The sequence below is a fragment of the Methylobacterium sp. WL120 genome (assembly GCF_008039465.1).
GTDB classification, from domain to species: domain Bacteria; phylum Pseudomonadota; class Alphaproteobacteria; order Rhizobiales; family Beijerinckiaceae; genus Methylobacterium; species Methylobacterium cerastii.
Window position 1 is genome coordinate 1 of the sequence record NZ_VRUT01000033.1, and the last position, 25,058, is coordinate 25,058.

Below are 25,058 nucleotides of genomic sequence, written 5' to 3' on the forward strand. Positions count from 1 at the left end.
ACAACACCATCCGGCCGCACTCGTCACTCGGCTACCAGCCGCCTGCGCCACAGGTTGTCATATGGCCACCTGAACCCAGCGGTTCAGCGCCGGTCGCCCACTCCGCCATCGTCACGCGACCGACAATGCACTAACTTCGAACCTGGGCCACCGAATGGGGGCAGGCCAGAAAAGGTTCACTATTGCACTGCGTGCCACCGCCGGCGGCCAGCGCGACGCATCATTTTCGATCGAGGCTGAAAGCGCTTTTAGTCGAACGTCGCCAAGGCGAATAAGCGCGCGGATCGCTGACCTACGCTCCTGGTACGGTGACGCGCTATCCATGGCCGTGGCATAAGCAATATCTGAGCATTCATCTAACTGACCGGTCGCGATCAGCCTTAACAACAAATCACGCACCTCACTATTTTCAATTCCTTGATGCCACAGACGTATAACAGCGCCGGCAAGCTCTTTGGCTACGAAGCGGTGCATCTGAATCGACGGGGTTTCCAGCCCACGCCAGCTGCCGGTCCCATGCCGGTCGACGTAGGCTTCGAGCGACCGAATACGCTGAGCGACTGATAGCGATTGAGGGTCGCCGTGATTCAGAACCACCGCTGGGTCAAGCCGAAGGAGATCGTCGAAGATCGTAGCGTGCCACGATCCTAGCCAAGCTGCGACCGGTCGCATTGATGGTCTTACCACCCTCACACCTTGCGCGGTCTCGGAAAAGAGGAGGCGCTTCACCGCCTTGATCGGAGCACCACGCCCAAGCAGCGTGTCGAGCCGCCTTGCGGCAAGGAACTCCACTACTGATCGATGATGAAATCGAACGCGGCCGTAACTCGCGAAGCCGAAGAGAGGACGTTCCAACAGCGTGGACTGTGCAGCCGCGTGCCAGTCGAGAAGGACCTTGGACACATCGAGCGCTGGTTCGCTGGCTGGGACGTGATCGGATTCGGCGCTGTGGCGTAGCGTCAGCCTTCGTGTAAGCATGGCAGCGAGAGCGAGCCGGCTCGCGCCTTCAATTGCAGTTTCCTGCGTGAGCTCTGCCCTTTCTTTGCGGTCAGTCCGCGGTTTAAGCTTGGTCGCGATATTTGATCCGACTTGGTCGCGATGCGATCGGATTCGGTGGTGATCTCGCCAATCGGCGCAAAGCTCGATCAAATCCTGTGGCCGCTCTGCGAACTCTTCAGCGTCGCGGGTCCGGATGTCATGAAGCAATGCATCTGCATCCAAAATTCCCTGTCCGATGACGAAGAGACGCCGTTGTTCGAACGACAGTGGCATCAGCCCAACATTGCGCCATCCTCTGAAGTCCTCCGGATGGTCGCCCTTCTTCGCCCTGCCGTCTCGCTCCATCGCCATATCGGCAAAAGCCTCTGCCGTCGGCGCGACTTCCGCCGGCACCGGGATGGGCAGGTGCCTCTCGATCAAGGCGCGATCGAAGGGGATGGGACGGGTGGTGACGACGATGCGGGCGCGACCCAACTGGCCAGCAAGCGCTCTGGCGAACCGCTTAAGTGCCAGCTCGAAGTTGCCTAGCGTGAGCTTCAACTCGTCGATTGAATCAAGGAAGAAGGTCGCGGAATCGGACTGTGCGGCAAGCCACGCATCAAATCGGCTTTCCTCTTCGGGAAGGAATGTATCTCGGAGAGGAGCTGTCGCCAGCGTCGCAAGGTCGAAGAAGAACGCGGGCTCGCCTAACGCAAGGAGTCGGTCCCTTTGTGCTTGGCACTCGCGGGTTTTGCCGGCGCCGGCCTCAGAAATGAGCAGCACACGCGGGGAGCGCAGAACCTCCTCCCAAGCGACGCCACCGCCCCAACCAAATCTCACCAGCGCCGAGGCTTTCTCGATGTCGGTTATATCTGCGTCGGATAGGTCGCGGAAGGTGCGCTCAATGGAGACGTAATCACTGAGATTTTCGGGCATTAATGCAACCAGAGATCGCGGCGTCTTCGCCTCACTTTTAGGGACCGTCAGTATCGCAGAGGCCGCGACACTGGCTCAAGATCCGATTTTGCGTGGCGCGGCCAGAAAGCTGTCCGACGACGTTGGGCCGCAGCCCGGTGGCCCACGTGTGTCCTATCCCTGACAGGCCGGGGATCGACGCGCCGATCACCATCGCCTGGGTGGACCGATCCCGAATCGCGTCGAGGGCCACCCATCGCGAGCCGGCCCCCGCGACGGCCGGGCGGCGGCTGTCCGCCGGACCTTCACACGGTCTGACTCATGAGATTGGATATCGAAGTTGATGTGAGAGTGGGTGTGTCATTGCGTGTGGAAGTGTGTGTCATTTGCACTGACACGCTGTGACTCTCCGTGGAGGCCGCGTGCCGGCCGGCCCGCACGGCGGCCGTGCGAAGCCGGTATCCGCGTCGCCGATCGCCGCATCGCGAAGCGATCCGCCGGGTTTGGCGGGAGGCGGGTGGCGCGGCCGTCCCACATCGGAACACGGCGTGGCCCTCACGCCTCCCGCGGCGGCGGGGCGGCGACCAGGGCTTCCAGGCCTTCCGCCTTCATCGCCGCCACGTCTCCGGCAAAAACCTCCATCACCGCGCCGCGGATCGCCGCCTGGCGGTCGGGCTGGGTGACGCGGGTGCCGGTGAGGTCGGTCACGTAGAACACGTCCACCGCCCGCTCGCCGAAGGTGGCCACGTGCGCCGAGGTGATGTTGAGGTTCAGGCGGTTCAGCGCCGTGGTCAACTCGTAGAGCAGGCCCGGCCGGTCGAGGCCGGTGACCTCGACCACGGTCTCGCGGCTCGACAGCGCGTTGTCGATCGCCACGTCCGGCGGGACCAGGAAGGTCTTGGCCCGGCCGGTGGAGGGCGGGTGCTTGTCGGCCACCAGCTCGGCGATCTTGATCTCGCCCTTGAGCGAGCGCTCGATCGAGGCGGTGATGCGCCGGCCGCGGCGCATTTCGTCCTCGTCGCGCTCGAAGGCGCGGGAGATGAAGATCGAATCGAGGGCGAAGCCGTCGCTCGTGGTGTAGGCCTGGGCGTCGACGATGTTGCCGCCGGACGCCGCGCAGGCCCCCGTGACGATGGCCAGCAGCCGCGGGTGGTCGGGGGAATACACCGTCAGCTCGGTGACGCCGCGGACCGGATCGGTCTCGACGTCGGTGGCGCTGGTGCGGCCGGCCTCGGTCGCCTGGCGGATGAAGCCGGCGTTCTTGAACTGGCGCACCCCGTCGACCTTCAGCCAGTAGGCCTGGGTGTGGCGCGCGGCGTAGGCGTCGAACGTGTCCGACGACCAGTCGGGCAGCTGCTCGCGCAGGGACATCTGGATCAGGCGGACCCGGTCGGTGCGGGCGATCTCGGAGTGCCCGCCCGAGAGCACCACCTCGGTCTCGTCGTAGAGGGTGCGGATCAGCGTGCCCTTCCACGCGGTCCAGACGCCGGGGCCGACGGCGGTGATGTCGGCCACCGTCAGGATCGTCAGCAGGCGCAGGCGCTCCAGCGTCTGCACCACGGCTGCGAACTTCTCGATGGTCTTCGGGTCCGAGAGGTCGCGGCTCTGGGCGGTCATCGACATCAGCAGGTGGTGCTCGACGAGCCAGGCCACCGTCTCGGTCTCGGCCTGGGTCAGGCCGAAGCGCGGGCACAGCTTCTCCGCGATCGCCGCGCCGGCGATGGAGTGGTCCTCGGGCCGGCCCTTGGCGATGTCGTGGAGCAGGATCGCCACGTAGAGCGCGCGGCGGTTGTGGATCGCGCCGACCAGCCGCGAGACCAGGGGGAACGGCTCGTCCCCGCGGCCGGAATCGATCGCGGCCAGCACGCCGAGCGCGCGCAGCAGGTGCTCGTCCACCGTGAAGTGGTGGTACATGTTGAACTGCATCATCGCCACGATCCGCCCGAAATCCGGGATGAAGCGGCCGAGCACCCCGGCCTCGTTCATCTGCCGCAGCACCGATTCCGGCGAGTTCCGCGAGGTCAGGATCTCGAGGAAGAGCCGGTTGGCCTCCTCGTCGGCGCGCAGTGCGTGGCCGATCAGGCGTAAGGAGCGGTTGGCCAGCCGCTTGGCGTCCGGGTGGATCGCGAGGTTGTGCCGGTCGGCGAGCCAGAACAGCCGCAGGAGGTTCACCGGGTCGCGCTCGAACGCGTCCTCGGCGCGCACGTTGACCCGGCCGTGATCGAGCCAGAAATCCTCCGCCTCGATCGCGGTGGCGCGGAACCGGTCGCGGAACTTGCCGATCCAGCGGTCGAGCACCGGCGTGCGCTTGGCGTGGCGCGCCTCGAGCTCGGCGCAGACGATGGCGGTGAGGTCGCCGACGTCCTTGGCAATCAGGAAGTAGGCCTTCATGAAGCGCTCGACGCCCGACAGGCCGCCGCGCGGCCCGAAGCCGAGCCGCTCGGCGATCTTCGGTTGCAGCCCGAAGGACAGCCGCTCCTCCGAGCGCCGCGTGACGAAGTGCAGGTGGCAACGCACCCGCCACAGGAACTCGTCGCAGCGCTCGAACAGGCGGTACTCCTCCGCCGTGAACAGGCCGGCGGCCACGAGCTCCACCTGGTCGCGCACCCGGTAGGTGTACTTGGCGATCCAGAACAGGGTGTTGAGGTCGCGCAAACCCCCCTTGCCGTCCTTGACGTTGGGCTCGACGAGATAGCGCGACGAGCCCGCCTTCGTGATGCGGCCGTCGCGCTCGCGCAGCTTCGCCTCGACGAACTCGTGGGCGGTGCCCATCACCAACTCGGCGTCGAAGCGCGTCACCAGCTCCTCGAACAGCACCCGCGAGCCGAACAGGTAGCGCGCCTCCAGGAGCGCCGTGCGGATCGTCATGTCCGCCTTCGCCTCGCGCAGGCACTCCTCGACCGAGCGGGTGGCGTGGCCGACCTTCAATTTCAGGTCCCACAGCACGTAGAGCATCGCCTCGACGACGCTCTCCGACCACGCGGTCTGCTTGTAGGGCAGCAGGAACAGCAGATCGATGTCCGAGCCCGGCGCCATCGTGCCCCGGCCGTAGCCGCCGGTGGCCACCACCGCGAGCTGCTCGCCGGTGGAGGGGTTGTCGTTCGGGTAGAGCCGCCAGACCACCGCGTCGTGGATCGCGCGCACCACCGCGTCGGTGAGGCTCGACAGCGTGCGGGCGCAACGCATGCCGTCGCGGTCCTTCAGCAGCTGCGCCTCGGCGGCCGCGTGGCCGGCCTCGATCACGCGCTTCAGCTCCGGCACCAGCACGGCGCGGAGCTTCGTCGGCTCACGGGCCTCGCGGTCCAGGGCGTCCAGAACCTTGTCGAGGGCGGCGACGGCGTCGAACATGGGTACCCGTTAGCATGAACTGCTGGTGCTGCCAGCGTGGCGCGCCATGGCACCACCGACACCGGCACTTCGGCGTGGAAGCAGAGACCAGGCCGTCCTTTGAGGCGGATCAATCGTTTGACATAAAGAACGAAGCTGCCTAGCTCGGATCGAACGCCCGATCCGAAAAGGACCTTTTCATGCGCCTCGCCCGCCGCGCGCTCCTCGGTGCCCTCGCGCTCGCCCTGCCCGCCCTCTCGCTGGCGGCCCGCGCCGCCGAGTTGAAGGAGGTGCGCCTCGACTGGGCGACCTACAACCCGGTCGGCCTCGTGCTGAAGGACAAGGGGTTCTTGGAGGAGGCGCTGAAGCCGAAGGGCATCACCGTGCGGTGGGTCCAGTCGCTCGGCTCCAACAAGGCGCTGGAATTTCTGAATGCCGGCGCGATCGACTTCGGCTCGTCGGCAGGCGCCGCCGCCCTGGTGGCACGCATCAACGGCAACCCGATCAAGGCGGTCTACGCCTTCTCGCGGCCGGAATGGACGGCGCTCGTCACCCGCAAGGACAGCGGCATCGCGCGGGTCGCCGACCTCAAGGGCAAGCGCATCGCCGTCACCCGCGGCACCGACCCGCACATCTTCCTGATCCGCGCGCTTCAGGGCGCGGGCCTGACCGAGCGCGACGCCAAGCTCGTCCTGCTCCAGCACGCCGACGGCCGCACGGCGCTCGACCGCGGCGACGTCGACGCCTGGGCCGGCCTCGACCCGATGATGGCTGCGGCCGAGATCGAGAACGACGACGTGCTGTTCTTCCGCGACGCCAGCGCCAACACCTGGGGCCTGCTCGACGTACGCGAGGCGTTCGCGAAGGAGAACCCGGAGCTCGTCCGCACGGTGATCGCCGCCTACGAGCGGGCGCGGCTGTTCTCGATCCAGAACCCCGACGCGCTGAAGGCGGCTTTGATCTCCGCGACCAAGCTGCCCGAGCCGGTGATCGCCCGCCAGGTCGCGCGCACCGACCTCTCCGAGCCCGCGCTCGGCAAGGCCCAGGCGGACTCGATCCGCGCGGCCGGACTCGCCCTGCAGCAGGCCGGCATCATCCCCGCTGGCACCGACGTCCCGGCGGCGGTCGACGGACTGATCGACACGGCCTTCAACCCGACGGCGGCGCGGTAGGCGCAAGCCGCATCGGGGCCGCCCCGATGCGCGTTTCGGCGGTTTGGATTGGGCCACGAACCACGTCGAGGCTCCTTCTCCCAGGGGGAGAAGGGTGGGATGAGGGGCGTGCCCCATCCGGAGAGATCATGCCCCTCACCCTGTCCCTCTCCCCTTGGGAGAGGGGACCAGCGCCTCGTCCAACGCCGAACGAACCCTTGCATCCGATCGCACGCAATTCGGTCGTGGCCGAGGCGGGGCGCTGAGGCCCAGGCGGTGCTATAGAGCCGCCGACCCTCCAGCCCGCGACGGCCCGATGTTCCACCTTCCCGAGTTCGACGCCCGATGACCGGACCCGCGGCCGCCCCCATGGCGAACGTTGCACCTGTCGTCGCCCCACGGGCCGGGCGCGCGTCGCGCTTCGGCTGGGCGGGCCTCGGCCTGTTGCTTCCGCTGATCCTGGCTCTCGGCTGGGAGGCGGCCGTGCGGGCCGGCCTGGCGCAGGGGCGCCTGCTGCCGCCGCCGAGCCGGATCGCGGCGACGTTGTGGGACCTCGCCCGCTCCGGCGACCTGTGGATGCACGTCTCGGCGACGTTGGTTCGCGTCGGCCTCGGCTTCGCGCTCGGGGCGGTGGCGGGGATCGTCGTGGGCGCGCTCACCGCGACCCTTCCGACCCTGCGGCGGCTCGTCGATCCGAGCCTGCAGGCGTTGCGCGCGGTGCCTTCGCTCGCCTGGGTGCCGCTGTTCATCCTGTGGTTCGGCATCCTCGAGACGCCGAAGGTGACGCTGATCGCGGTCGGCGTGTTCTTCCCGGTCTATGTCGGGGTCGCCGGCGCCATCGCCTCGGTCGATCGCAAGCTCGTCGAGGTGGGACGGATCTTCCGCCTGTCGCGGGCGGCGCAGGTGAGGCGCATCCTGCTTCCGGCGGTGCTGCCGGCCACAGTCACGGCGTTGCGCACCGGGCTCGGCCTCGGCTTCCTGTTCGTGGTCGCGGCGGAGCTGATGGGAGCATCCGAGGGTCTTGGCTACCTGCTGATCGACGGGCAGCAATTCTCCAAGCCCGAGCAAATCCTGGCCGCGATCATCGCCTTCGCGGTGGCGGGAAAGCTCGCCGACGCGCTGCTGGTGGCGCTGACGAACCCGCTGGTGCGGTGGCAGGACACGGCACGCGACGCCTTATAGAAGATCCAGTGCGCGACGTGCTTGGCGATCGCGCAGAACGTCAGTCGCGCTCGGGCTCGTCCGTCTCGACCGGGTCGCGGTCGTGGACTGCGCGGGCGTGCCCAGTGACCGGCGGGAACAGCTCGGCCAGCCCCGCGGCCACGCCGTAGAGCACCGGATCCGAGCCGGGGCCGGAGTGCGGCGGGTGGAGATCGCTCTTGACCATGGAATCCGTCACCTTGGGCGCCCCGTCCATCCTGTTGCCAGCGCCGACGTAAGCCTGACAGACAGCCCCCCGGCTGCCCCTAGGGTTTGTCAAGTCGGACTTTGGTCCAAGGTTTCATGCGGGCGAAAAGAAATTTCCGCTGTGCTCACCCGCGGTTGCAGGCGAAAATCGATCACCATTGGCCAGCAGGCGTCGGAATGCCGCGCAAACCGGTAGTTTATTGCACGGCACCATCCATGGCTTCGAGGTGAGGGGGCGTGTTGCAGCGCAGCATGACAAATCGGACGCGTTGAAAATGCCTTGATGGATGGCCTCTACATAGGGAAACGTCCGGTCGGACAGCCGGTTTCGACAGGCGTCCTTTGTCGAACGACCAATCTGCACGATTGAATGCAATCGGCATTTCTGTTCCAGTCGTCCCTTAGAACAGGAACAATCTGGGCAGGAAATCATGCCGCGTTTCGAGCCCTGGGATGGCCAGCGCGCCTCCGGGATCATCGCCGAGCACAGCCATCTGGAGGGCGCCACCCTCCCGATCCTGCACGCGCTGCAGGAGACCTTCGGCTACGTCGATGCCGGCGCCGTGCCGCTGATCGCGGATGCGCTCAATCTGTCGCGGGCCGAGGTCCACGGCTGCATCACCTTCTACCACGACTTCCGCGCACACCCGGCCGGCCGTCACGAGGTGAAGCTGTGCCGCGCGGAGGCGTGCCAGGCCATGGGCTCGGACCGGCTCCACGCCGAGATCCTGTCGCGCCTCGGCACGGGTTGGCATGGCACGACCAGCGACGGCAACGCCACCGTCGAGCCGGTCTACTGCCTCGGCCTGTGCTCGAACGCCCCGGCGGCCCTCGTCGACGGCGAGCCGATCGCGCGGCTCACCGCAGACAGCCTCGAAGCGGCCCTGAGCGAGGCGCGCGCATGAGCACGGCCATGAGCATCACCCTCTACGTCCCCCGCGACGCCGTCGCGCTGGGCCTCGGCGCCAACCGCGTCGCCCGGGCGCTGTTTTCCGGCGCCGAGCGCCGCGGCCTCGACGTGTCGATCGTCCGCACCGGTTCGCGCGGCCTGTTCTGGCTGGAGCCGATGGTCGAGGTCGCGACGCCCGAGGGCCGCGTCGCCTACGGCCCGGTGACGCCCGCCGACATCGACGCCCTGCTCGATGCTGGCCTCGCGGAGGGCGGCGAGCACCCGCTGCGCCTCGGCGACCCGGAGAAGATCCCGTTCCTGGCCCGCCAGCAGCGGCTCACCTTCCACCGCTGCGGCGTGATCGATCCGGTCTCGGTCGACGACTACAAGGCACATGGCGGCTATCGCGGCCTCGAGGCCGCGCTTCGGCTCGGCCCCGAGGGCACCGTCGGCGAAGTCCGCGAATCCGGCCTGCGCGGCCGCGGCGGCGCCGGCTTCCCGGCCGGCATCAAGTGGAACACGGTGATGCTGGCGCAGTCGCACCAGAAATACGTGGTTTGCAACGCCGACGAGGGCGATTCCGGCACCTTCGCCGACCGGATGATGATGGAGGGCGACCCCTTCAACCTCATCGAGGGCATGACCATCGCCGCCGTCGCGGTCGGCGCGACCCGGGGCTACATCTACCTGCGTTCGGAATACCCGCAGGCCTTCGCCACGCTGAAGGAGGCGATCGCCAACGGCATCGCGGCGGGCGTGCTCGGCGACGACGTGATGGGCTCCGGCAAGAGCTTCCACCTCGAGGTGCGGCTCGGCGCGGGCGCCTACATCTGCGGCGAGGAGACTTCCCTGCTGGAGAGCCTCGAGGGCAAGCGCGGCATCGTCCGCGCCAAGCCCCCGATCCCGGCGCTGAAGGGCTTCCTCGGCCAGCCGACGCTGGTCAACAACGTGATGACCTTCACGGCCACGCCCTGGATCCTGGAGCACGGCGCCAAGGCCTACGCCGACTACGGCATGGGCCGCTCCCTCGGCACCCTGCCGATCCAGCTCGGAGGCAACGTGAAGCACGGCGGCCTGATCGAGACCGCCTTCGGCATCACGCTGCGCGAAGTCATCGAGGGCTACGGCGGCGGCACCTTCTCCGGCCGTCCGGTGCGGGCGGTACAGGTCGGCGGGCCGCTCGGGGCCTACTTCCCCGACCACCTGCTCGATACGCCCCTCGACTACGAGGCGATGGCGGCCAAGAAGGGCCTGGTCGGCCATGGCGGCATCGTCGTGTTCGACGACACCGTCGACATGGCCAAGCAGGCCCGCTTCGCCTTCGAGTTCTGCGCCACGGAATCCTGCGGCAAGTGCACCCCGTGCCGCATCGGCGCGACCCGCGGCGTCGAGACGATGGACAAGGTCATCGCCGGGATCAGCCCGGAGAAGAACCTCACCGTCATCGCCGACCTCTGCGAGGTCATGACCGACGGTTCGCTTTGCGCCATGGGCGGGCTCACGCCGATGCCCGTGATGAGCGCGATCACCCATTTCCCCGAAGACTTTTCGCGCGCGGGCGACCTGCCCGTCGCGGCGGAATAGGGAGGCGTCCATGGCCCTCATCAAAGAGATCGACTACGGCACCCCGATCCGCGTCAGCGATCAGACGGTGACGCTGAGCATCGACGGCATGGACGTCACCGTCCCGGCCGGAACGTCGGTGATGGCGGCGGCGATGAACGCCGGCACGCAGATCCCGAAGCTGTGCGCGACGGATTCGCTGGAGCCGTTCGGCTCCTGCCGCCTCTGCCTCGTGGAGATCGAGGGGCGGCGCGGCACGCCGGCCTCCTGCACCACGCCGGCCGAGAACGGCATGGTCGTGCGGACGCAGACCGACAAGCTCGCCAAGCTCCGCAAGGGCGTGATGGAGCTCTACATCTCCGATCACCCGCTGACCTGCCTGACCTGCGCCGCCAACGGCGACTGCGAGCTGCAGGACATGGCCGGCGTCGTCGGCCTGCGCGACGTGCGCTACGGCTACGACGGCGACAACCACGTCGCGCCGACGGCGGAAAAGTACCTGCCGAAGGACGAGTCGAACCCGTACTTCACCTACGACCCGTCGAAGTGCATCGTCTGCAACCGCTGCGTCCGCGCCTGCGAGGAGGTGCAGGGCACCTTCGCGCTCACCATCGAGGGCCGCGGCTTCGACAGCCGTGTCGCCGCCGGCAACACCAACTTCATGGAATCCGAGTGCGTGTCCTGCGGCGCCTGCGTCCAGGCCTGCCCGACCGCGACGCTCCAGGAGAAGTCGATCCACGAGCACGGCCAGCCCGAGCATTCGGAGGTGACCACCTGCGCCTATTGCGGCGTCGGCTGCTCGTTCAAGGCGGAGATGCAGGGCACCAAGATCATCCGCATGGTGCCCTACAAGGGCGGCAAGGCCAACGAGGGCCATAGCTGCGTCAAGGGCCGCTTCGCCTACGGCTACGCCACCCACAAGGACCGCATCACAAAACCGATGATCCGCGAGAAGATCACGGATCCCTGGCGCGAGGTGTCGTGGGAGGAGGCGATCGATCGCGCGGCCTCCGAGTTCAAGCGCATCCAGGCGACCTACGGCAAGGACTCGGTCGGCGGCATCACCTCGTCGCGCTGCACAAACGAGGAGGCCTACCTCGTCCAGAAGCTCGTGCGCGCCGCCTTCGGCAACAACAACGTCGACACCTGCGCCCGCGTCTGCCACTCGCCGACCGGCTACGGCCTGATGTCGACGCTCGGCACCTCGGCCGGCACCCAGGACTTCAAGTCGGTCGAGCAGTCCGACGTGATCCTGGTGATCGGCGCCAACCCGACCGACGGCCACCCGGTCTTCGGCTCGCGGATGAAGCGGCGCCTGCGCGAGGGCGCCAAGCTCATCGTCGCCGACCCGCGCAAGATCGACCTGGTGAAGTCGCCCCACATCAAGGCGACGCACCACCTGCCGCTGAAGCCCGGCTCCAACGTCGCCTTCATCAACTCCATGGCGCACGTGATCGTCACCGAGGGGCTGATCGACGAGGCCTACGTGCGCGAGCGCTGCGACCTCGCCGAGTTCGAGTCCTGGGCCCGCTTCATCGCCGACGAGCGCCACTCGCCGGAGGCGCAGGCGCAGTACACGGGCATCGACCCGGCCGAGCTCCGCGCCGCCGCCCGGCTCTACGCCACCGGCGGCAACGCCGGTATCTATTATGGGCTGGGCGTCACCGAGCACAGCCAGGGCTCGACCATGGTGATGGGCATGGCCAACATCGCCATGGCCACCGGCAATATCGGCAAGCTCGGCGCCGGCGTGAACCCGCTGCGCGGCCAGAACAACGTCCAAGGCTCGTGCGACATGGGCTCGTTCCCGCACGAGCTGCCGGGCTACCGCCACGTCTCGGACGACGCCACCCGCGAGAGCTTCGAGGCGCTCTGGGGGGCCAAGCTCGACAACGCGCCGGGCCTGCGCATCACCAACATGCTCGACGAGGCCGTCGATGGCGGCTTCAAGGGCATGTACATCCAGGGCGAGGACATCGCCCAGTCGGACCCGGACACCCACCACGTCACGTCCGGCTTGATGGCGATGGAATGCATCGTCATCCAGGACCTGTTCCTGAACGAGACCGCCAAGTACGCCCACGTCTTCCTGCCCGGTGCCTCGTTCCTGGAGAAGGACGGCACCTTCACCAACGCCGAGCGCCGCATCAGTCGCGTGCGCAAGGTGATGCCGCCGATGGGCGGCTACGGCGACTGGGAGGGCACGATCCTGCTCTCCAAGGCGCTCGGCTACGAGATGAACTACAGCCACCCGTCCGAGATCATGGACGAGATCGCCTCGCTCACCCCGAGCTTCGCCGGCGTCTCCTTCGCCAAGCTCGACGAACTCGGCTCGGTGCAGTGGCCCTGCAACGACAAGGCGCCGATGGGCACGCCGATGATGCACGTCGACCGGTTCGTGCGGGGCCTCGGCCGCTTCATGATCACCGAGTTCGTCGCCACCGAGGAGCGCACGGGGGCGAAGTTCCCGCTCATCCTCACCACCGGCCGGATCCTGTCGCAGTACAACGTCGGCGCGCAGACGCGCCGCACCGAGAACTCGCGCTGGCACGAGGAGGACGTGCTGGAGATCCATCCGTTCGACGCCGAGGTCCGCGGCGTCGTCGACGGCGACCTGGTCTCGCTGGAGAGTCGGTCCGGCGACATCGCGCTCAAGGCCAAGATCACCGAGCGGATGCAGCCGGGCGTGGTCTACACCACCTTCCACCACGCCAAGACCGGTGCCAACGTCATCACCACCGACTTCTCGGATTGGGCGACCAACTGCCCCGAGTACAAGGTGACGGCGGTGCAGGTGCGGCGCACCAACCGTCCCTCGGATTGGCAGGCGAAGTTCTACGAGGAGGACTTCTCGCTGACCCGCATCGCGCAGGCGGCGGCGGAGTAGGAAGGCGACGCGCACCCTCTCCCATGGGGAGAGGGTTGGGATGAGGGGCGTGACCTACCCGGAGAGGTCACGCCCCTCATCCTGTCCTTCTCCCCCTGGGAGACGGGACCCGCGATCGGTTCGGGCCGCGATGTGTCCAGAAGGTTTTTGAAGGTCTGTCGATGAGCGCGCTGACGAGCGACGAGAAGCTGGTGCGGATGGCCAACCAGATCGCCTCCTTCTTCCGGTCCTATCCGGACGAGGAGGCGGTGACCGGCATCCACAACCACGTGATCGCCTTCTGGACGCCGAAGATGGTGGCGAGCCTGACCGCCTGCCTGCCGGCCATGGGCGAGCGCGTCGACCCGCTCGTGGTGCGCGCGATGCGCGAGGGCCGGACCGAGGCCGAGAGCCCGGTGCGCGCCGCCACCCGCGACCCGCAGAAGCTCGGCGAAGGTGCGAGCGACGCCGGTTGACGGCCCTGCACTTTTGTCACCCGCCCAAGGATGAATTTTGCATTCTGCGGTAGGCCACGGATAGTCTCGGACCAGCGCGGCATCTAGATTTCCTAGCAAGACGGCCCGCACAACAGGGCCGCTTGAAGGGGAAACCTCAGCGATGACTGCACGGACGGTCGACGTCACCCTCCTGCCCGAACGGACGCCGTCCTGGCTGTCGCGCGAGGCCACGATCGCGAAGCCCGGGTTCAACCGCTGGCTGGTGCCGCCGGCGGCCCTCGCGATCCACCTCTGCATCGGCATGGCCTACGGCTTCTCGGTGTTCTGGCTGCCGCTCTCGCGCGCCATCGGCATCACCGCGTCGAAGGCCTGCCCGGACATGTCGCTGGCCACCGCCCTGGTGACCACCACCTGCGATTGGCGGGTGGCGGACCTCGGCTGGATGTACACCCTCTTCTTCGTCTTCCTCGGGGCTTCCGCCGCCGTGTTCGGCGGCTGGCTCGAGCGGGCGGGCCCGCGCAAGGCCGGCATCGCGGCCGCGCTCTGCTGGTGCGGCGGCATGGCGATCTCGGCGCTCGGCATCCTCACCCACCAGCTCTGGATGATGTGGCTCGGCTCGGGCGTGATCGGCGGCATCGGCCTCGGTCTCGGCTACATCTCCCCGGTCTCGACCTTGATCAAGTGGTTCCCGGACCGGCGTGGCATGGCAACCGGCATGGCGATCATGGGCTTCGGCGGCGGCGCGCTGATCGGCTCGCCGCTGGCCGCCATGCTCATGGACGCGTTCAAGGGCCCGACCTCGGTCGGCGTGTGGCAGACCTTCCTGATGATGGCCGCCGGCTACTTCGTGTTCATGATGGCGGGCGCCCTCGGCTACCGCGTCCCCCCGTCCGGCTGGAAGCCCGAGGGCTGGAGCCCGGCGCCGGCCAAGGCGGGGATGATCACCAACGGCCAGGTCCACCTCGACGACGCGCACAAGACCCCGCAGTTTTGGCTGATCTGGGCGGTGCTGTGCCTCAACGTCTCGGCGGGCATCGGCGTCATCGGCATCGCCTCGCCGATGCTGCAGGAGATCTTCGGCGGCCGTCTCGTCGGCGCGCCGGGCGTGGGCTTCGCCGCCCTCGATGCCGGGCAGAAGGCGCAGGTCGCCGCGATCGCGGCCGGCTTCGTCGGGCTGCTGTCGCTGTTCAACATCGGTGGCCGGTTCTTCTGGGCTTCGATGTCGGACAAGCTCGGGCGCAAGACCACCTACGCGATCTTCTTCGCGCTGGGCATCGCGCTCTACGCGGCCGCACCGTCCTTCGCGGCGGCCGGGTCGCAGGCGCTGTTCGTGCTCGCGTTCTGCATCATCCTGTCGATGTACGGCGGCGGGTTCGCCACGGTGCCGGCCTACCTCGCCGACATCTTCGGCACGCAGTTCGTCGGCGCGATCCACGGGCGGCTGCTCACCGCGTGGTCGACGGCGGGCATCGTCGGGCCGGTGGTGGTCAACTACATCCGCCAGGCGCAGGTCGACGCCGGCGTCACCGGCTCGCGCCTCTACGACGGCACCATGTACATCCTCGCGGGCATGCTGGCGCTCGGCTTCGTCGCCAACCTGCTGGTGAGACCGCTCAAGCCCAAGTGGTTCATGTCGGACGCCGACGTGGCGGCGCTGAACAGCCGGGGCGCGGCCGGGGCGATCCCGTCGGGCTCCTTCGGTATCGGCCGGGGCGGGTTGAGCGCGACGGCGCTCGCGGCCTGGGCCGTCGTTGGCATCCCGATCGCCTGGGGCGTGTGGACGACGCTCGCCAAGGCGCTGATCCTGTTCCGCTGAGCGGGCGGGGCCGGCCGAATGGGTATAGCCTTCCCGGCACGCCGCCGGGGAGGGCGCCATGATCGACAAGCTCGACTTTCTGCTCGCGCTTTCGCGGGAGCAGCATTTCGGCCGCGCCGCCGAGACCTGCGGCGTGACCCAGCAGACCCTGTCGGCGGGCGTGAAGCAGCTCGAGAACCGCTTCGGGGTCCAGCTCGTGCGGCGCGGCTCGCGCTTCCAGGGATTTACCCCGGAGGGCGAGCGGGTGCTCGAATGGGGCCGGCGCATCGTCGCCGACAGCCGCGCCATGCACGAGGATGTCGCGGGCCTGCGCCGGGGCCTCACCGGGCACCTGCGCATCGCCGCGATCCCGACCGCGCTGCCGATGGTGGCGAGCCTGACGACGCCCTACCGCGAGAAGCACCCCGACGTGCGGCTGACGGTGGAATCGACCACCTCGGCCGACATCTTCTCGCTGATCGAGAACCTGGAGGCCGACGCCGGGCTGACCTACCTCGACAACGAGCCGCTCGGCCGGGTGATCTCCGTGCCGCTCTACCGCGAGCGCTACCGGCTGCTCACCGCGGAGGGCGGCGCCTTCGACGACCGCGCCTCCGTGACCTGGGCCGAGATCGGCCGCCTGCCGCTCTGCCTGCTCACGCCCAACATGCAGAACCGGCGCATCATCGACCAGCAGATCCGCGAGGCCGGCGGCGAGCCCTCGGCCTCGCTCGAATCGAACTCGATGATCGTGCTGATGACCCATGTCCGCACGCTCAAGTGGGCGAGCGTGATGCCGGCCATCCTCGCCGACGCGCTGGGGCCGATGGTCGGCGTGCGCGCGGTGCCGATCGTCGCGCCGGAGCTGGAGCACACGATCGGCCTGGTGGCGCCCCGGCGCGAGCCCTCCACCCCGATGATCACGGCGCTGGTCGCCATCGCCCGGACGCTGGCGAAGACCCTGGACGCACCGGACGCGTAAAAACGAAAAAGGCCGCCCCGGTCGGGGGCGGCCTCGCGGTCCGATCCGGGGTGCCGGACCGAAAGGGTCTACTTGATCTTCGACTCCTTGAAGTCGACGTGCTTGCGCACGACCGGGTCGTACTTGCGCTGCGTCAGCTTCTCGGTCTGCGTGCGGGAGTTCTTCTTGGTGACGTAGAAGTAGCCCGTGTCGGCGGTGGAGACGAGCTTGATCTTGACGGTGACGGCCTTGGCCATGGCGGCGCTCCTGGTGCTTGCGGCATTCCGCATGCGCGAAACGCAAAAGGGCCGGGCGTGGCCGGCCAAATACCGGCGGGTGAATGCCCGATCGGGCCTGGGTCGTCAAGTTGGCGGCTTGGCCGGGGCATGTGCCGCTCGAATTGAGGAGCACGCGGCCACATGTTATGTGTATGCGCATGCCGCGTCTTTTGCCCAATCCCGAATCGGTCACGCCGCGCGTCCTGCAGGTGCGTGAGAAGGCGGTCCCGACGCCGAAGCAGGCGCGCCAAGCCGCGAAGGGTGTCGCCCTCGCGCGCCGGCTGAGAGGGGCCGCCGACCGTCACGAAGCCGGTCAGGCGGGCGAGGACGTTACGGATTTGTCGTCAGCCGACTTCATCGCGCACCTGCGCCGCTGATCGTCGCCCCTCGTCGCCATGCTGATCCGGCAGAAACTGAGCCGGCTCGAGGCGAAGCCGAAGAAGGTCCTGTTGTCGCCCACTTTTCGCGACCCGGCGGGGATCGCACGGAACGACGGTTTCGCGGCCAACATCGACCTGATCCGCAAATGCATCGCCAACGGCACGCCGCTGCCCTCAGGCTACTACAGCAAGGTGGCCGGCCTGCGCATGGACACGATGCTCGCGAACTTCGGGATCATGCACCTGCATCTCGGCCGATCGAACACCAGCGAGCTGCTCTGGCTCGTCCAGTACCCGGACCACGTCGTCTTCCTCGAACTGAGCGATCACAAGCCATTCGATCAGCGGCCGGTCGGTGGACGCTTCAACCAATACCACTCCGGGGGTCTCATCACCCGCGAGAAGGAGATCGACGCTGCGGCCGCAGCCGGCAAGGCGGCACGCCTCACCTACGGTGAGAAGATCCGATTGGGCCTCATCAAGCGGCCGACGAAGCCGGGCTCATGATCCTGTGTGGACCATCCGGCCCCAGGTCCGTTCCAGATGTCTTTGACCAAGGCCGTCATTCCCGCGGACGCCGGCGTTCCAGTTCCTATGAAGGCCCCTCCTTCATCGCGTCCTACAGCACCGTGCGCTCGCGCCGTCCGTGGCGTTCGGCGTGGAACGGGATTTGGCGATAGGGCGCGAAGTCGACCGCGACCTGCGCCTCCAGCTCATCGAGGATCATGCCGGTGATGGTCGGCAGGTCGAGTTTTCGCGCAGCCGCGAAGGTGAACCAGGCGAGCTCCGTGAATTCGGAAGTGTCCGAGACCCGGCCCGGCTCCTCGGCGGCCACCGCGCGGCGGTCGACCGTGAAGAAGCGGGTGTCGAAGCGGCGCACGCGCTTGGGCGGGGTGATCGCCCGGGCGACGAAGTGCAGGGCCTCGAGGTTCGGCAGCACGCCGTGCGTCGCGAAGGCCTCCCAGCCGGCGGGCACGTCCTCGGGCGGGCCGTATTCGCGGGTGCCGACGAGCAGGCCGGTCTCCTCGAAGGTCTCGCGGATGGCGGCGAGCGCGAGCGCGCGGCCGAGATGGTGGGGGGGGCGCGTCACCTGCCGGGTCAGCGCGGCCTCGGCGTAGTCGGGGAGGGCGCCGGCCACCGGCATGCGCTTGTCGCCCGGCTCGATCCGGCCGCCGGGAAACACGAACTTGCCCGGCATGAAGGCGAGGCCGGCGTTGCGGCGGCCCATCAGCACCTTCGCCGCGCGCGCGCGGCGATCCAGCACGATCAGCGTGGCGGCGTCGCGCGGGCGCAACGCCGCGGATGGTTTCGGCTTAGGGCCGGAAGAGGGGGGACGCGCCGTCGAGGCCGGGTCGGTCAAGGTGCGCGTCCTCCGGCCCCGCTTCGGGCTTAGCTCCCGGTAGCGTGGCGAAGCCGTGCATGCCAAGGGCGTATTGCAGCCCGACCACCGCGCCCTTCACCGGCTGGAGCAACCCGAGCGCCATCGCCAGCGTCACCACCGGCCAGACGCTGAGCGAGACCCAGAGCGGCACGTCGTAGTTCAGCTCCGATTCGAGGATCAGGTAGCCGATCACGTGGGCGACCACGAAGATCACCAGGTAGGGCGGCAGGTCGTCGGCGCGGTGGTGGTGCATCTCGAGCCCGCAGGCGTCGCATTCGGGCCGGACCTTGAGGTAGCGCCCGAAGATCCGGCCTTCGCCGCAATGCGGGCAGCGGCCGACGAAGCCCCGCGCCATCGAACGGACCAGGCCGGTGCGGGTGGAGGGCTCGCTCATCATGCCGTCACCATACACCCGGCCGCCTCACCGGCGCGAGCCGCGGTGACGCGTACCCGTGTTGCGGATGCCGGCGGGGCGACCGCTCGGGGCGGCCTTGAAGGCGCGGCCGCCGGGCGCCTTGGTGCCGGCGGACTTGGTGCCCGCCCGCGTGCGCCCGTCCGACAACAGCTCGAACCGCAGCGCGCCGGCGACCGGGGCGGCCTCCACCAGCTTCACCTCGACCTTGTCGCCCAGCCGGAAGGTCTCGCCGGTGCGCTCGCCGACCAGGGCGTGGCGGCCTTCCTCGTGGCGGAAGTAGTCGGCGCCCAGCGTCGAGATCGGCACGAAGCCGTCGGCGCCGGTGTCGGCCAGCTTGATGAACAGGCCGGCCCGCGTCACGCCTGCGATCTGGCCGTGGAAGCTCGCGCCGACCCGGTCGGCGAGGTGGTGGGCGATCAGCCGGTCGATGGTCTCGCGCTCGGCCGCCATGGCGCGGCGCTCGGCCGCCGAGATCTGCTCGCCGACCTGTGCGAGGTCGGCCGCCGTCACGTCCGGCGAGAGCCCGTCCGAGCCCATGCGCCCCGCCGTGATCAGCGCCCAGTGGACGACGAGGTCGGCGTAACGCCGGATCGGCGAGGTGAAGTGGGCGTAGCGGCGCAGGTTCAGCCCGAAATGCCCGAGGTTCTCGGACGCGTAGACGGCCTGGGCCTGGCTGCGCAGCACCACCTCGTTGATGAACAGCGCGTGCTCGGTCTCGGCCACCGCCCCCAGGATGCGGTTGAACAGCGCCGGGCGCAGCGCGCCCTCCTTCGGCAGCTTGACGCCGACGGAGGCGAGCACTTCGCCCAGAGCCCGCATCTTCTCGATCGCCGGCTCGTCGTGCACCCGGTAGATCAGCACCTGACGTGCCGCCTCCAGGGTCTCGGCCGCCGCGACGTTGGCCTGGATCATGAACTCTTCGATCAGCCGGTGCGCGTCGAGGCGCTCCGGCACGATCACCCGGTCGACCGCCCCGTCGGCGGTGAGCAGCACCTTGCGCTCCGGCAGGTCGAGGGCCAGCGGCCCGCGCCTGTCGCGCGCTTCCTTCAACGCGGCGTAGGCGGCCCAGAGCGGGCGGAGCGCCCCATCGAGCAGCGCGTTGGCCGCATCGTCGCCGTGCCCGTCGATCGCCGCCTGCGCCTGCGCGTAGGAAAGCTTTGCGCGCGAGCGCATCATCACCCGGTGGAAACTGTGCTTCCGCTTGGTCCCGTCGGCCGCGACCACCATCAGCACCGCGAGCGCCGGGCGGTCCTCGCCCTCGCGCAAGCTGCACAGGTCGTTGGAGATGCGCTCGGGCAGCATCGGCACGACGCGATCGGGGAAGTAGACCGAGTTGCCGCGCTCCAGCGCCTCGCGGTCGAGGCTGGTGCCGGGGCGGACGTAGGCTGCCACATCCGCGATCGCCACCGTGACGACGAAGCCGCCGGGGTTGCCCGCGTCGTCGTCGGCTTGCGCCATCACGGCGTCGTCGTGGTCCTTGGCGTCCGGCGGGTCGATGGTCAGCAGCGGCCGGTCGCGCCAATCCTCGCGGCCCTTCATCGTGGCGGGCTTGGCCGCATCCGCTTCAGCCAGCGTCGCCTCCGCGAACACGTGCGGGATGTGGTGGAGGTGCAGCGCGATCAGGCTCACCGCCTTCTCGGAGCCCAGCGAGCCGAGGCGCTCGCGCACCCGGCCGCGCGGGAGGCCGAAGCGGGTCTCGCGCTCCAGCGTGACGCTGACGAGGTCGCCCTCGCGGGCCTCGCCCTCCTCGCCGGGCGGGATCAGGATCTCGCGCCCCTGCGCGCGCTTCTCCACCGGCACGATGCGCCCGCCCTGGGCGCCCTCGCGGAACACGCCGATGATCTCGGCCTTGTTCTTGCCGATCACCTTGACGACGCGGCCGGTGTAGCGCCCGTCGGCGCCGTCCGGCTCGACCTTCAGAAGCGCCCGGTCGCCGATGCCGGCGGTCAGCCCCCTCGGCTTGCGGCCGCCGCGCGGGGTGTGGAGCACGATGGTCGGCGGCTTGCCCTTGCCAGAATCCCACTCGGCGGGGAAGGCCAGGAAGTCGCCGTTGCGGTCGCGTGAGCGGATGTCGGCCAGCACCACCGGCGGCAGGCGCCCGGCCTTCGACAGGCCGCCGCGCCCGCGGGCGATGTCGCCGTCCTCCTCGATCTCCTTGAGGATGCGCTTCAGCCCGATCTTGTCGGCGCCCTTGATGCCGAAGGCCTGCGCGATCTCGCGTTTGCCGACCGTGTCCGTCGCCTGCGCGATGAACGCGACGATCTGCTCGCGCGAGGGCAGGGAGGGTTCACCCACCTGGGTGTCGATGCGTCTGGCCAAAGGCTTTGGGCTCGCTCGCGCCGCGCGCGGCGACGGTTCTGTTCGGGGATCGCGATCGAGGACCGCGCTTGTCATCCCCAACATGGTGCTGCGCCCGATCCGGAGCAACATCGGCGCGGCCCGCCCTCAACAGGCGTCGGCCGCCGACGCCGGCCCTCAGCCGGTCGAGGCCGACTTGCGGATCGTCTCGACGGCGGAATCCACGTCGAAGCCGGGGGCGGTGAGGTCGTCGAGAGCGAACGGCGCGGCGCGCGGCAGGGTCAGGTTGACCTGGCCCTCGGCGTCGCGGAACTCCGGCGCCTCGGCCGCCCGGATCGCCAGAGTCCAGGCGCCGTCCACGCGCACCGAGGCGGCGTCGGGCGGGTCGGCCGCCAGCGCCGCGAGCTTGGCCCGCGCCGCGTCGCGGCAGGCGAGGCTCGTGCGGTCGTCGGAGATCAGCGCCGCCCTAATCAGCTCGGCCAGGGCGTCCCGGACCCGCTCCACGCTCTCGTTCATGCCTTTGCCCGCCTCGCGACCGCCACTCGCCTGAGGCCTTGGCAATCGCGGTGCCAGACGGGGCTCAGTACGGCGTGCCCTTCTGCCGCTGGGCCTTCAGCGCCTCGGCGTACCAGGTCAGCTCGTCGAGGAACCGGCCCGCGGCCTTGGTGAGCCAGGGCTCGGCGGCCGTGCCGGCCTCGTCCAGCGCCTTGCCGACCCGCGGCACCGGCAGCAGCGAGGGGATGCTCGGCATGCCGAGCTCGGCCAGCATCGCCCGGAGCTGCATCGCCGCGCGGACGCCGCCGTACTGCCCGGCCGAGTAGCAGCAGATCGCCGAGGGCCGCCAGAAATACTCCTCCAGGAAGTGGTCGAGGGTGTTCGACAGGGCCGGCGGCACCGAATGGTTGTACTCGGCCGAGACCACCACGAAGGCGTCGGCACGGCGGTAGAGCTCCGCCAGCGCCTCGAGCTTCGGCGGCGCCTCACCCTTCGGGTGCTCCTTGTACATCCGGTCGAGCAGCGGCAGCTGCAGCGCGGCGGGGTCGACCAGCGGCGCCTCCCAGCCGCGCGCCTCCAGCTGCGCGATCAGGAAGCGCGCGACGCGAAGGCCCTGCCGGTCGGAGCGGACCGAGCCGAGGATCACGGGGCAGACGAGGGCCATGGGGACGGTCTCCTGCTGGGTGCGCCGGCTAGCAGCCGCCGCCGAAGCTTCAGGATAGCACGCGCAGGCCGCCGGGCGTCGCGATCTCGGCGCGGTAGCCGAACGCCCCGGCCCGGACCGTCGGAGCGTCCGCGAGGTCGAGCGTCCGGTACAGCGCGGCGATCCGGTCGGGGTCGGGGTGCGTGAGCGTCAGGCCGGCGAGCCGGCAGCCGAGGTCGGGCATCGCGGCGGCCGGGTGCGGCCCGTCGCCCCACGTCATCGGGCAGGGCAGGGCGCCGTCCTCGGGCCAGGCGCCGTCGGGGCGGACGGCGAAACGCCAGGTCAAGGCGCCGCGGCTCACGGCGAGCGCGTCCCCGAACAGCCCGGGATGCCGGCGGAGCAGGCGATCGAGGTCGTCGGTGCGGGCGACCCAGCCGCGCAGGCGCCGGCCGGCCTCCCAGTCGGCCCGCACGCGGTCGCGGTCGTCGAGGCCGAACCAGCGCGGGCGGCCGGGATGCACGGCCCGGTCGTCGATTGCGATCACCTCCAGGAAGGTCGCGGGTCCGAGCCGCAGCAGGTGGTTTCGGGTGCCCATCTCGCGGTGGCGCCCGCCCTCCGGCATGTCGATCCCGAGGCCGTCGCGAACATACGCCACGCCCGCGGCGAGATCCGGTGCGACGATGACGAGGTGGTCGAGGGTGAGCATGGATCGATCCCTATCACCAACGGCGTTCGCTGGTTCCGAACGGCCCTGTCGGTTCCCGAGCCGGGCGTCACAGTCTGTCCCGCACCCGTTTGAGGAAAGCTCTCAGCTCGGCGCCGTCATAAAACACAAAATCGGCGGACGAAGACCACCATAGTTTTCTCAGTTCTTCATCTGAAAATTCATTCCCGATAAAAAATTCGAGATGCTCCTTCAGCCTTGCGCGTTTTTCCTTGTCTTTGAAGGTCGATAAGACGGTTCTGATCAGTTCATCTTCGCTCGATACGTCATCAAGAAGATATTGATAGAACTGTAGGCTGAATTCAAGGAATTCTTATGGTAATTTCATTTCGATCGGCTTGCATATGATAAAAGCTGAGCCAAAATCAGAGCCGATCGCGCGCTCTTCTCAGTAACTCGCGTAGCCCTGCGCTATCATGAAACACAGTGTCTGCGGAAGACGACCACCAGATTTTCTGCAGCTCCTTGTCGTCGACATGATCCTGCGTGATCGCATCGAGATACGAACGCAAGCATGCGCGTTGTTGCGTGTCTGAAAATGGGGACAAGACCGAGTCTATTAATTCTTCTTCCGTTTCAACATCATCTAATATGGCAGATTAAAACTGAAGTGAGAATTTTTTAAATTCAGGAGGTTGTTGTATGTCAATCTCCATCACTTCGTGAATGTGATGTTCGGACGCGGAATCCACGCGCCGAATTTGGGGTGTGAATTATATAAAAACCAGAGCTTCAATTATGCCTGACATAAACAGAGCCTCATCTGTTGCTATAAGCCTCAGCGTTCGCTGACTCCCGACCGCTCTGGTGGGTTCCAAAGTAGGGGTTACAGCCTATCCCGCACCCGTTTGAGAAAAATTCTCAGCTCGGCACCGTCGTAAAATACAATATCGGCGGACGAAGACCACCATAAATTCTTTAGTTCATCATTTGAAAAATTATCTGAGGTAACCAAACTGAGATAATCTCTCAGCCTTGCGCGTTTTGCCTCATCTTTCAAGGGCGATAAAACAGTACTGATCAATTCCTCTTGGCTCGATATGTCATCAAGAATATCCTGATAGAATTGCAGGCTAAGCTCACGAAATTCCGCAGATAATTTCATTTCAATCACCTTCTGTTAAAAGGTATGCTGTCCGGATACGAAATCCGCGAGGGGAAGTAGGGTCATGTCTCAACTCAACGCCGACGCTACGCGTGTCGCGCATATAAACGACGCCCTCGTTTGTGCTATAGGCCTCTCTCCCAGTCTTGCGATCGAATGATTTTTCTATGAACTTACGATCGTCGATACCGGAAGCGACGCGATCGACGGCTTCCTTATTTGATTCTATTGTTTGATTGACAAAATTATTTGCGGATTCGGTCGACTCGAAGCTCCCGTCTCGCCTCATCCCTCCGTTTGCGAGCAATGAGCGCCACTGAGATTTTCGCACGCGCTCGAACAATTCGTCATCGGACTTGCCGATATGCCTGCCAAGCGTGTGGCCGCCGCGCCCCTCCTCCGCTCTGAGATCGCCTTTGTACCGTTGATCATCTTCGCTGCCGACGAGGATGAGACGTGCATCGTCACCCGTCGTAAAGCCTTCGGCGCCGTCCTCACGCGTCCACCGGCCACCGTCCGGTCGGCCGGCCGGCACCCGCAATTGGCCCGGGTTGTAGGCGTGAAGAACGAGGCCGAGCCGAAGCAGCTTCGCCTCGACGCGCAAAGCCGCCAAAAGCCACCGCGACCGCGTGACGACGATCTCATGCGCGACCATGGATCACTCCGCTCGTGGACGGGGCGTCATAGGCTAATAGTCTTAATATGTCAGGAATGTTCTTGATTTGTTCGTGGTGCAGTCAAGCCCGGGCGACAAGCGTTTCCCTTCGCTTCCCACCACGCGCGGCCGGGCGCCGTGCCCGGCCCCGCCCACGTCCCGGCGATTCGTCGTGCCCGAACGCGACCGGGTGCGGGGGCATCCCGTCGCGCAGCACCTCGGCCGTCGTCGACGCGATGACCGAATCGATCCGGTCGTCCATCAAGACGCCTCCGGCTTCGAGGAGGGCGCGGACAGGGGCGACGCCCTCCGCGAGGATCGGCGCGACGATCGCCCTGTGGTCGAACGCGAGCACGGCCCCTCCTCGGGCCCGG

General features: G+C 67.7%; 23 protein-coding genes and 1 pseudogene. 11 read left to right on the forward strand and 13 right to left on the reverse strand.

From position 1 onward, the window contains the following. Positions 1 to 134, forward strand: a pseudogene (locus FV229_RS08920) (IS3 family transposase); the annotation flags it as partial. On the opposite strand, the gene FV229_RS08925 reads toward FV229_RS08920, so the two are convergent. Continuing rightward, complete coding sequence (locus FV229_RS08925) at positions 112 to 1,914, reverse strand: hypothetical protein (protein WP_147751621.1); 1,803 nt, start codon at positions 1,912 to 1,914, stop codon at positions 112 to 114. The pseudogene FV229_RS08920 and the gene FV229_RS08925 sit on opposite strands and share 23 nt — an antisense overlap. Positions 1,915 to 2,448: 534 nt before the next feature. Further along, the gene (locus FV229_RS08930; protein WP_147751622.1) at positions 2,449 to 5,241 is read right to left on the reverse strand and encodes a [protein-PII] uridylyltransferase; all 2,793 of its coding nucleotides are present in this window, start codon (positions 5,239 to 5,241) and stop codon (positions 2,449 to 2,451) included. 179 nt (positions 5,242 to 5,420) lie between these two features. Between FV229_RS08930 and FV229_RS08935 the strand changes: the two genes are divergently transcribed. Together FV229_RS08935 and FV229_RS08940 are read left to right on the forward strand one after the other, a co-directional pair. After that, positions 5,421 to 6,392, forward strand: coding sequence for an aliphatic sulfonate ABC transporter substrate-binding protein (locus FV229_RS08935; RefSeq protein ID WP_147751623.1), 972 nt, complete (start codon positions 5,421 to 5,423; stop codon positions 6,390 to 6,392). A 348-nt stretch (positions 6,393 to 6,740) separates the two neighbouring features. Beyond that, a complete protein-coding gene (locus FV229_RS08940) occupies positions 6,741 to 7,553 on the forward strand; it encodes an ABC transporter permease (protein WP_238272063.1) in 813 nt (270 codons plus the stop codon). A 40-nt stretch (positions 7,554 to 7,593) separates the two neighbouring features. On the opposite strand, the gene FV229_RS08945 is transcribed toward FV229_RS08940, so the two are convergent. Further along, complete coding sequence (locus FV229_RS08945) at positions 7,594 to 7,758, reverse strand: hypothetical protein (RefSeq protein WP_246688112.1); 165 nt, start codon at positions 7,756 to 7,758, stop codon at positions 7,594 to 7,596. Between the two features lie 451 nt (positions 7,759 to 8,209). Here FV229_RS08945 and FV229_RS08950 point away from each other — a divergent pair, with 451 nt between their 5' ends. The 6 genes from FV229_RS08950 (at position 8,210) to FV229_RS08975 (ending at position 16,331) form a co-directional block, all read left to right on the forward strand. After that, positions 8,210 to 8,683 (forward strand): formate dehydrogenase subunit gamma, encoded by a 474-nt coding sequence (locus FV229_RS08950; RefSeq protein ID WP_147751626.1) that lies wholly within the window; start codon positions 8,210 to 8,212, stop codon positions 8,681 to 8,683. Between the two features lie 8 nt (positions 8,684 to 8,691). Then, positions 8,692 to 10,251 carry a formate dehydrogenase beta subunit gene (locus tag FV229_RS08955; RefSeq protein ID WP_147751647.1) on the forward strand — a complete coding sequence of 520 codons (1,560 nt, stop codon included), beginning with the start codon at positions 8,692 to 8,694 and terminating at the stop codon, positions 10,249 to 10,251. A 10-nt stretch (positions 10,252 to 10,261) separates the two neighbouring features. Next, positions 10,262 to 13,117 carry a formate dehydrogenase subunit alpha gene (gene fdhF, locus FV229_RS08960; protein ID WP_147751627.1) on the forward strand — a complete coding sequence of 952 codons (2,856 nt, stop codon included), beginning with the start codon at positions 10,262 to 10,264 and terminating at the stop codon, positions 13,115 to 13,117. Between the two features lie 161 nt (positions 13,118 to 13,278). Further along, complete coding sequence (locus FV229_RS08965) at positions 13,279 to 13,572, forward strand: formate dehydrogenase subunit delta (RefSeq protein ID WP_147751628.1); 294 nt, start codon at positions 13,279 to 13,281, stop codon at positions 13,570 to 13,572. A gap of 142 nt (positions 13,573 to 13,714) precedes the next feature. Beyond that, positions 13,715 to 15,370 carry an OFA family MFS transporter gene (locus FV229_RS08970; protein WP_147751629.1) on the forward strand — a complete coding sequence of 552 codons (1,656 nt, stop codon included), beginning with the start codon at positions 13,715 to 13,717 and terminating at the stop codon, positions 15,368 to 15,370. A 58-nt stretch (positions 15,371 to 15,428) separates the two neighbouring features. Then, entirely contained in the window at positions 15,429 to 16,331 is a 903-nt protein-coding gene (locus tag FV229_RS08975; protein WP_147751630.1) for a LysR family transcriptional regulator, read from the forward strand. Between the two features lie 68 nt (positions 16,332 to 16,399). Here the strand turns inward: FV229_RS08975 and rpmG are convergent, their stop codons facing one another. Next, positions 16,400 to 16,567, reverse strand: a complete 168-nt coding sequence (rpmG, locus tag FV229_RS08980; RefSeq protein WP_147726819.1) for a 50S ribosomal protein L33 — start codon at positions 16,565 to 16,567, stop codon at positions 16,400 to 16,402. A 173-nt stretch (positions 16,568 to 16,740) separates the two neighbouring features. On the opposite strand from rpmG, the gene FV229_RS08985 reads away from it, so the two are divergent. Beyond that, a complete protein-coding gene (locus tag FV229_RS08985; RefSeq protein ID WP_147751631.1) occupies positions 16,741 to 16,965 on the forward strand; it encodes a hypothetical protein in 225 nt (74 codons plus the stop codon). Positions 16,966 to 16,983: 18 nt separating this feature from the next. Continuing rightward, positions 16,984 to 17,475, forward strand: coding sequence for a hypothetical protein (locus tag FV229_RS08990; RefSeq protein WP_147751632.1), 492 nt, complete (start codon positions 16,984 to 16,986; stop codon positions 17,473 to 17,475). Positions 17,476 to 17,587: 112 nt separating this feature from the next. Here the strand turns inward: FV229_RS08990 and FV229_RS08995 are convergent, their stop codons facing one another. From FV229_RS08995 to FV229_RS09045, 9 genes are all read right to left on the reverse strand, one after another. Beyond that, positions 17,588 to 18,328, reverse strand: coding sequence for an NUDIX domain-containing protein (locus tag FV229_RS08995; RefSeq protein ID WP_147751633.1), 741 nt, complete (start codon positions 18,326 to 18,328; stop codon positions 17,588 to 17,590). Continuing rightward, on the reverse strand, positions 18,282 to 18,746 hold the full coding sequence (locus FV229_RS09000; protein ID WP_246688113.1) for a DUF983 domain-containing protein: 465 nt from the start codon (positions 18,744 to 18,746) through the stop codon (positions 18,282 to 18,284). The genes FV229_RS08995 and FV229_RS09000 overlap by 47 nt, the downstream gene beginning before the upstream one ends. 24 nt (positions 18,747 to 18,770) lie before the next feature. After that, the gene (gene rnr, locus FV229_RS09005) at positions 18,771 to 21,083 is read right to left on the reverse strand and encodes a ribonuclease R (protein WP_147751634.1); all 2,313 of its coding nucleotides are present in this window, start codon (positions 21,081 to 21,083) and stop codon (positions 18,771 to 18,773) included. A gap of 156 nt (positions 21,084 to 21,239) precedes the next feature. Next, positions 21,240 to 21,578: a hypothetical protein gene (locus FV229_RS09010; RefSeq protein ID WP_147751635.1), complete on the reverse strand. Its 339-nt coding sequence runs from the start codon at positions 21,576 to 21,578 to the stop codon at positions 21,240 to 21,242. 64 nt (positions 21,579 to 21,642) lie between these two features. Then, a complete protein-coding gene (locus FV229_RS09015; RefSeq protein WP_147751636.1) occupies positions 21,643 to 22,221 on the reverse strand; it encodes an NAD(P)H-dependent oxidoreductase in 579 nt (192 codons plus the stop codon). A 49-nt stretch (positions 22,222 to 22,270) separates the two neighbouring features. Then, entirely contained in the window at positions 22,271 to 22,906 is a 636-nt protein-coding gene (locus tag FV229_RS09020; protein ID WP_147751637.1) for a VOC family protein, read from the reverse strand. Between the two features lie 844 nt (positions 22,907 to 23,750). Then, on the reverse strand, positions 23,751 to 24,029 hold the full coding sequence (locus FV229_RS09035) for a hypothetical protein (RefSeq protein ID WP_147751638.1): 279 nt from the start codon (positions 24,027 to 24,029) through the stop codon (positions 23,751 to 23,753). 1 nt (position 24,030) lies between these two features. Further along, positions 24,031 to 24,684 (reverse strand): RNase A-like domain-containing protein, encoded by a 654-nt coding sequence (locus FV229_RS27320; protein WP_246688114.1) that lies wholly within the window; start codon positions 24,682 to 24,684, stop codon positions 24,031 to 24,033. 82 nt (positions 24,685 to 24,766) lie between these two features. Further along, positions 24,767 to 25,039 carry a hypothetical protein gene (locus tag FV229_RS09045; protein ID WP_147751639.1) on the reverse strand — a complete coding sequence of 91 codons (273 nt, stop codon included), beginning with the start codon at positions 25,037 to 25,039 and terminating at the stop codon, positions 24,767 to 24,769. Between the last annotated feature and the right edge of the window lie 19 nt (positions 25,040 to 25,058).

Coding starts and splice junctions, on each gene's coding strand:
- FV229_RS08985 (WP_147751631.1), top strand. CDS start 16,741: ATGCGCATGCCGCGTCTTTTGCCCAATCCCGAATCGGTCACGCCGCGC.
- FV229_RS08975 (WP_147751630.1), top strand. CDS start 15,429: ATGATCGACAAGCTCGACTTTCTGCTCGCGCTTTCGCGGGAGCAGCAT.
- FV229_RS08930 (WP_147751622.1), bottom strand. CDS start 5,241: ATGTTCGACGCCGTCGCCGCCCTCGACAAGGTTCTGGACGCCCTGGAC.
- FV229_RS08990 (WP_147751632.1), top strand. CDS start 16,984: ATGCTGATCCGGCAGAAACTGAGCCGGCTCGAGGCGAAGCCGAAGAAG.
- FV229_RS08970 (WP_147751629.1), top strand. CDS start 13,715: ATGACTGCACGGACGGTCGACGTCACCCTCCTGCCCGAACGGACGCCG.
- FV229_RS09035 (WP_147751638.1), bottom strand. CDS start 24,029: ATGAAATTATCTGCGGAATTTCGTGAGCTTAGCCTGCAATTCTATCAG.
- FV229_RS09010 (WP_147751635.1), bottom strand. CDS start 21,578: ATGAACGAGAGCGTGGAGCGGGTCCGGGACGCCCTGGCCGAGCTGATT.
- FV229_RS08925 (WP_147751621.1), bottom strand. CDS start 1,914: ATGCCCGAAAATCTCAGTGATTACGTCTCCATTGAGCGCACCTTCCGC.
- FV229_RS08940 (WP_238272063.1), top strand. CDS start 6,741: ATGGCGAACGTTGCACCTGTCGTCGCCCCACGGGCCGGGCGCGCGTCG.
- FV229_RS08950 (WP_147751626.1), top strand. CDS start 8,210: ATGCCGCGTTTCGAGCCCTGGGATGGCCAGCGCGCCTCCGGGATCATC.
- FV229_RS09000 (WP_246688113.1), bottom strand. CDS start 18,746: ATGATGAGCGAGCCCTCCACCCGCACCGGCCTGGTCCGTTCGATGGCG.
- FV229_RS08945 (WP_246688112.1), bottom strand. CDS start 7,758: ATGGTCAAGAGCGATCTCCACCCGCCGCACTCCGGCCCCGGCTCGGAT.
- FV229_RS08955 (WP_147751647.1), top strand. CDS start 8,692: ATGAGCATCACCCTCTACGTCCCCCGCGACGCCGTCGCGCTGGGCCTC.
- fdhF (WP_147751627.1), top strand. CDS start 10,262: ATGGCCCTCATCAAAGAGATCGACTACGGCACCCCGATCCGCGTCAGC.
- rpmG (WP_147726819.1), bottom strand. CDS start 16,567: ATGGCCAAGGCCGTCACCGTCAAGATCAAGCTCGTCTCCACCGCCGAC.
- FV229_RS09020 (WP_147751637.1), bottom strand. CDS start 22,906: ATGCTCACCCTCGACCACCTCGTCATCGTCGCACCGGATCTCGCCGCG.
- FV229_RS09015 (WP_147751636.1), bottom strand. CDS start 22,221: ATGGCCCTCGTCTGCCCCGTGATCCTCGGCTCGGTCCGCTCCGACCGG.
- FV229_RS08965 (WP_147751628.1), top strand. CDS start 13,279: ATGAGCGCGCTGACGAGCGACGAGAAGCTGGTGCGGATGGCCAACCAG.
- FV229_RS08935 (WP_147751623.1), top strand. CDS start 5,421: ATGCGCCTCGCCCGCCGCGCGCTCCTCGGTGCCCTCGCGCTCGCCCTG.
- FV229_RS27320 (WP_246688114.1), bottom strand. CDS start 24,684: ATGGTCGCGCATGAGATCGTCGTCACGCGGTCGCGGTGGCTTTTGGCG.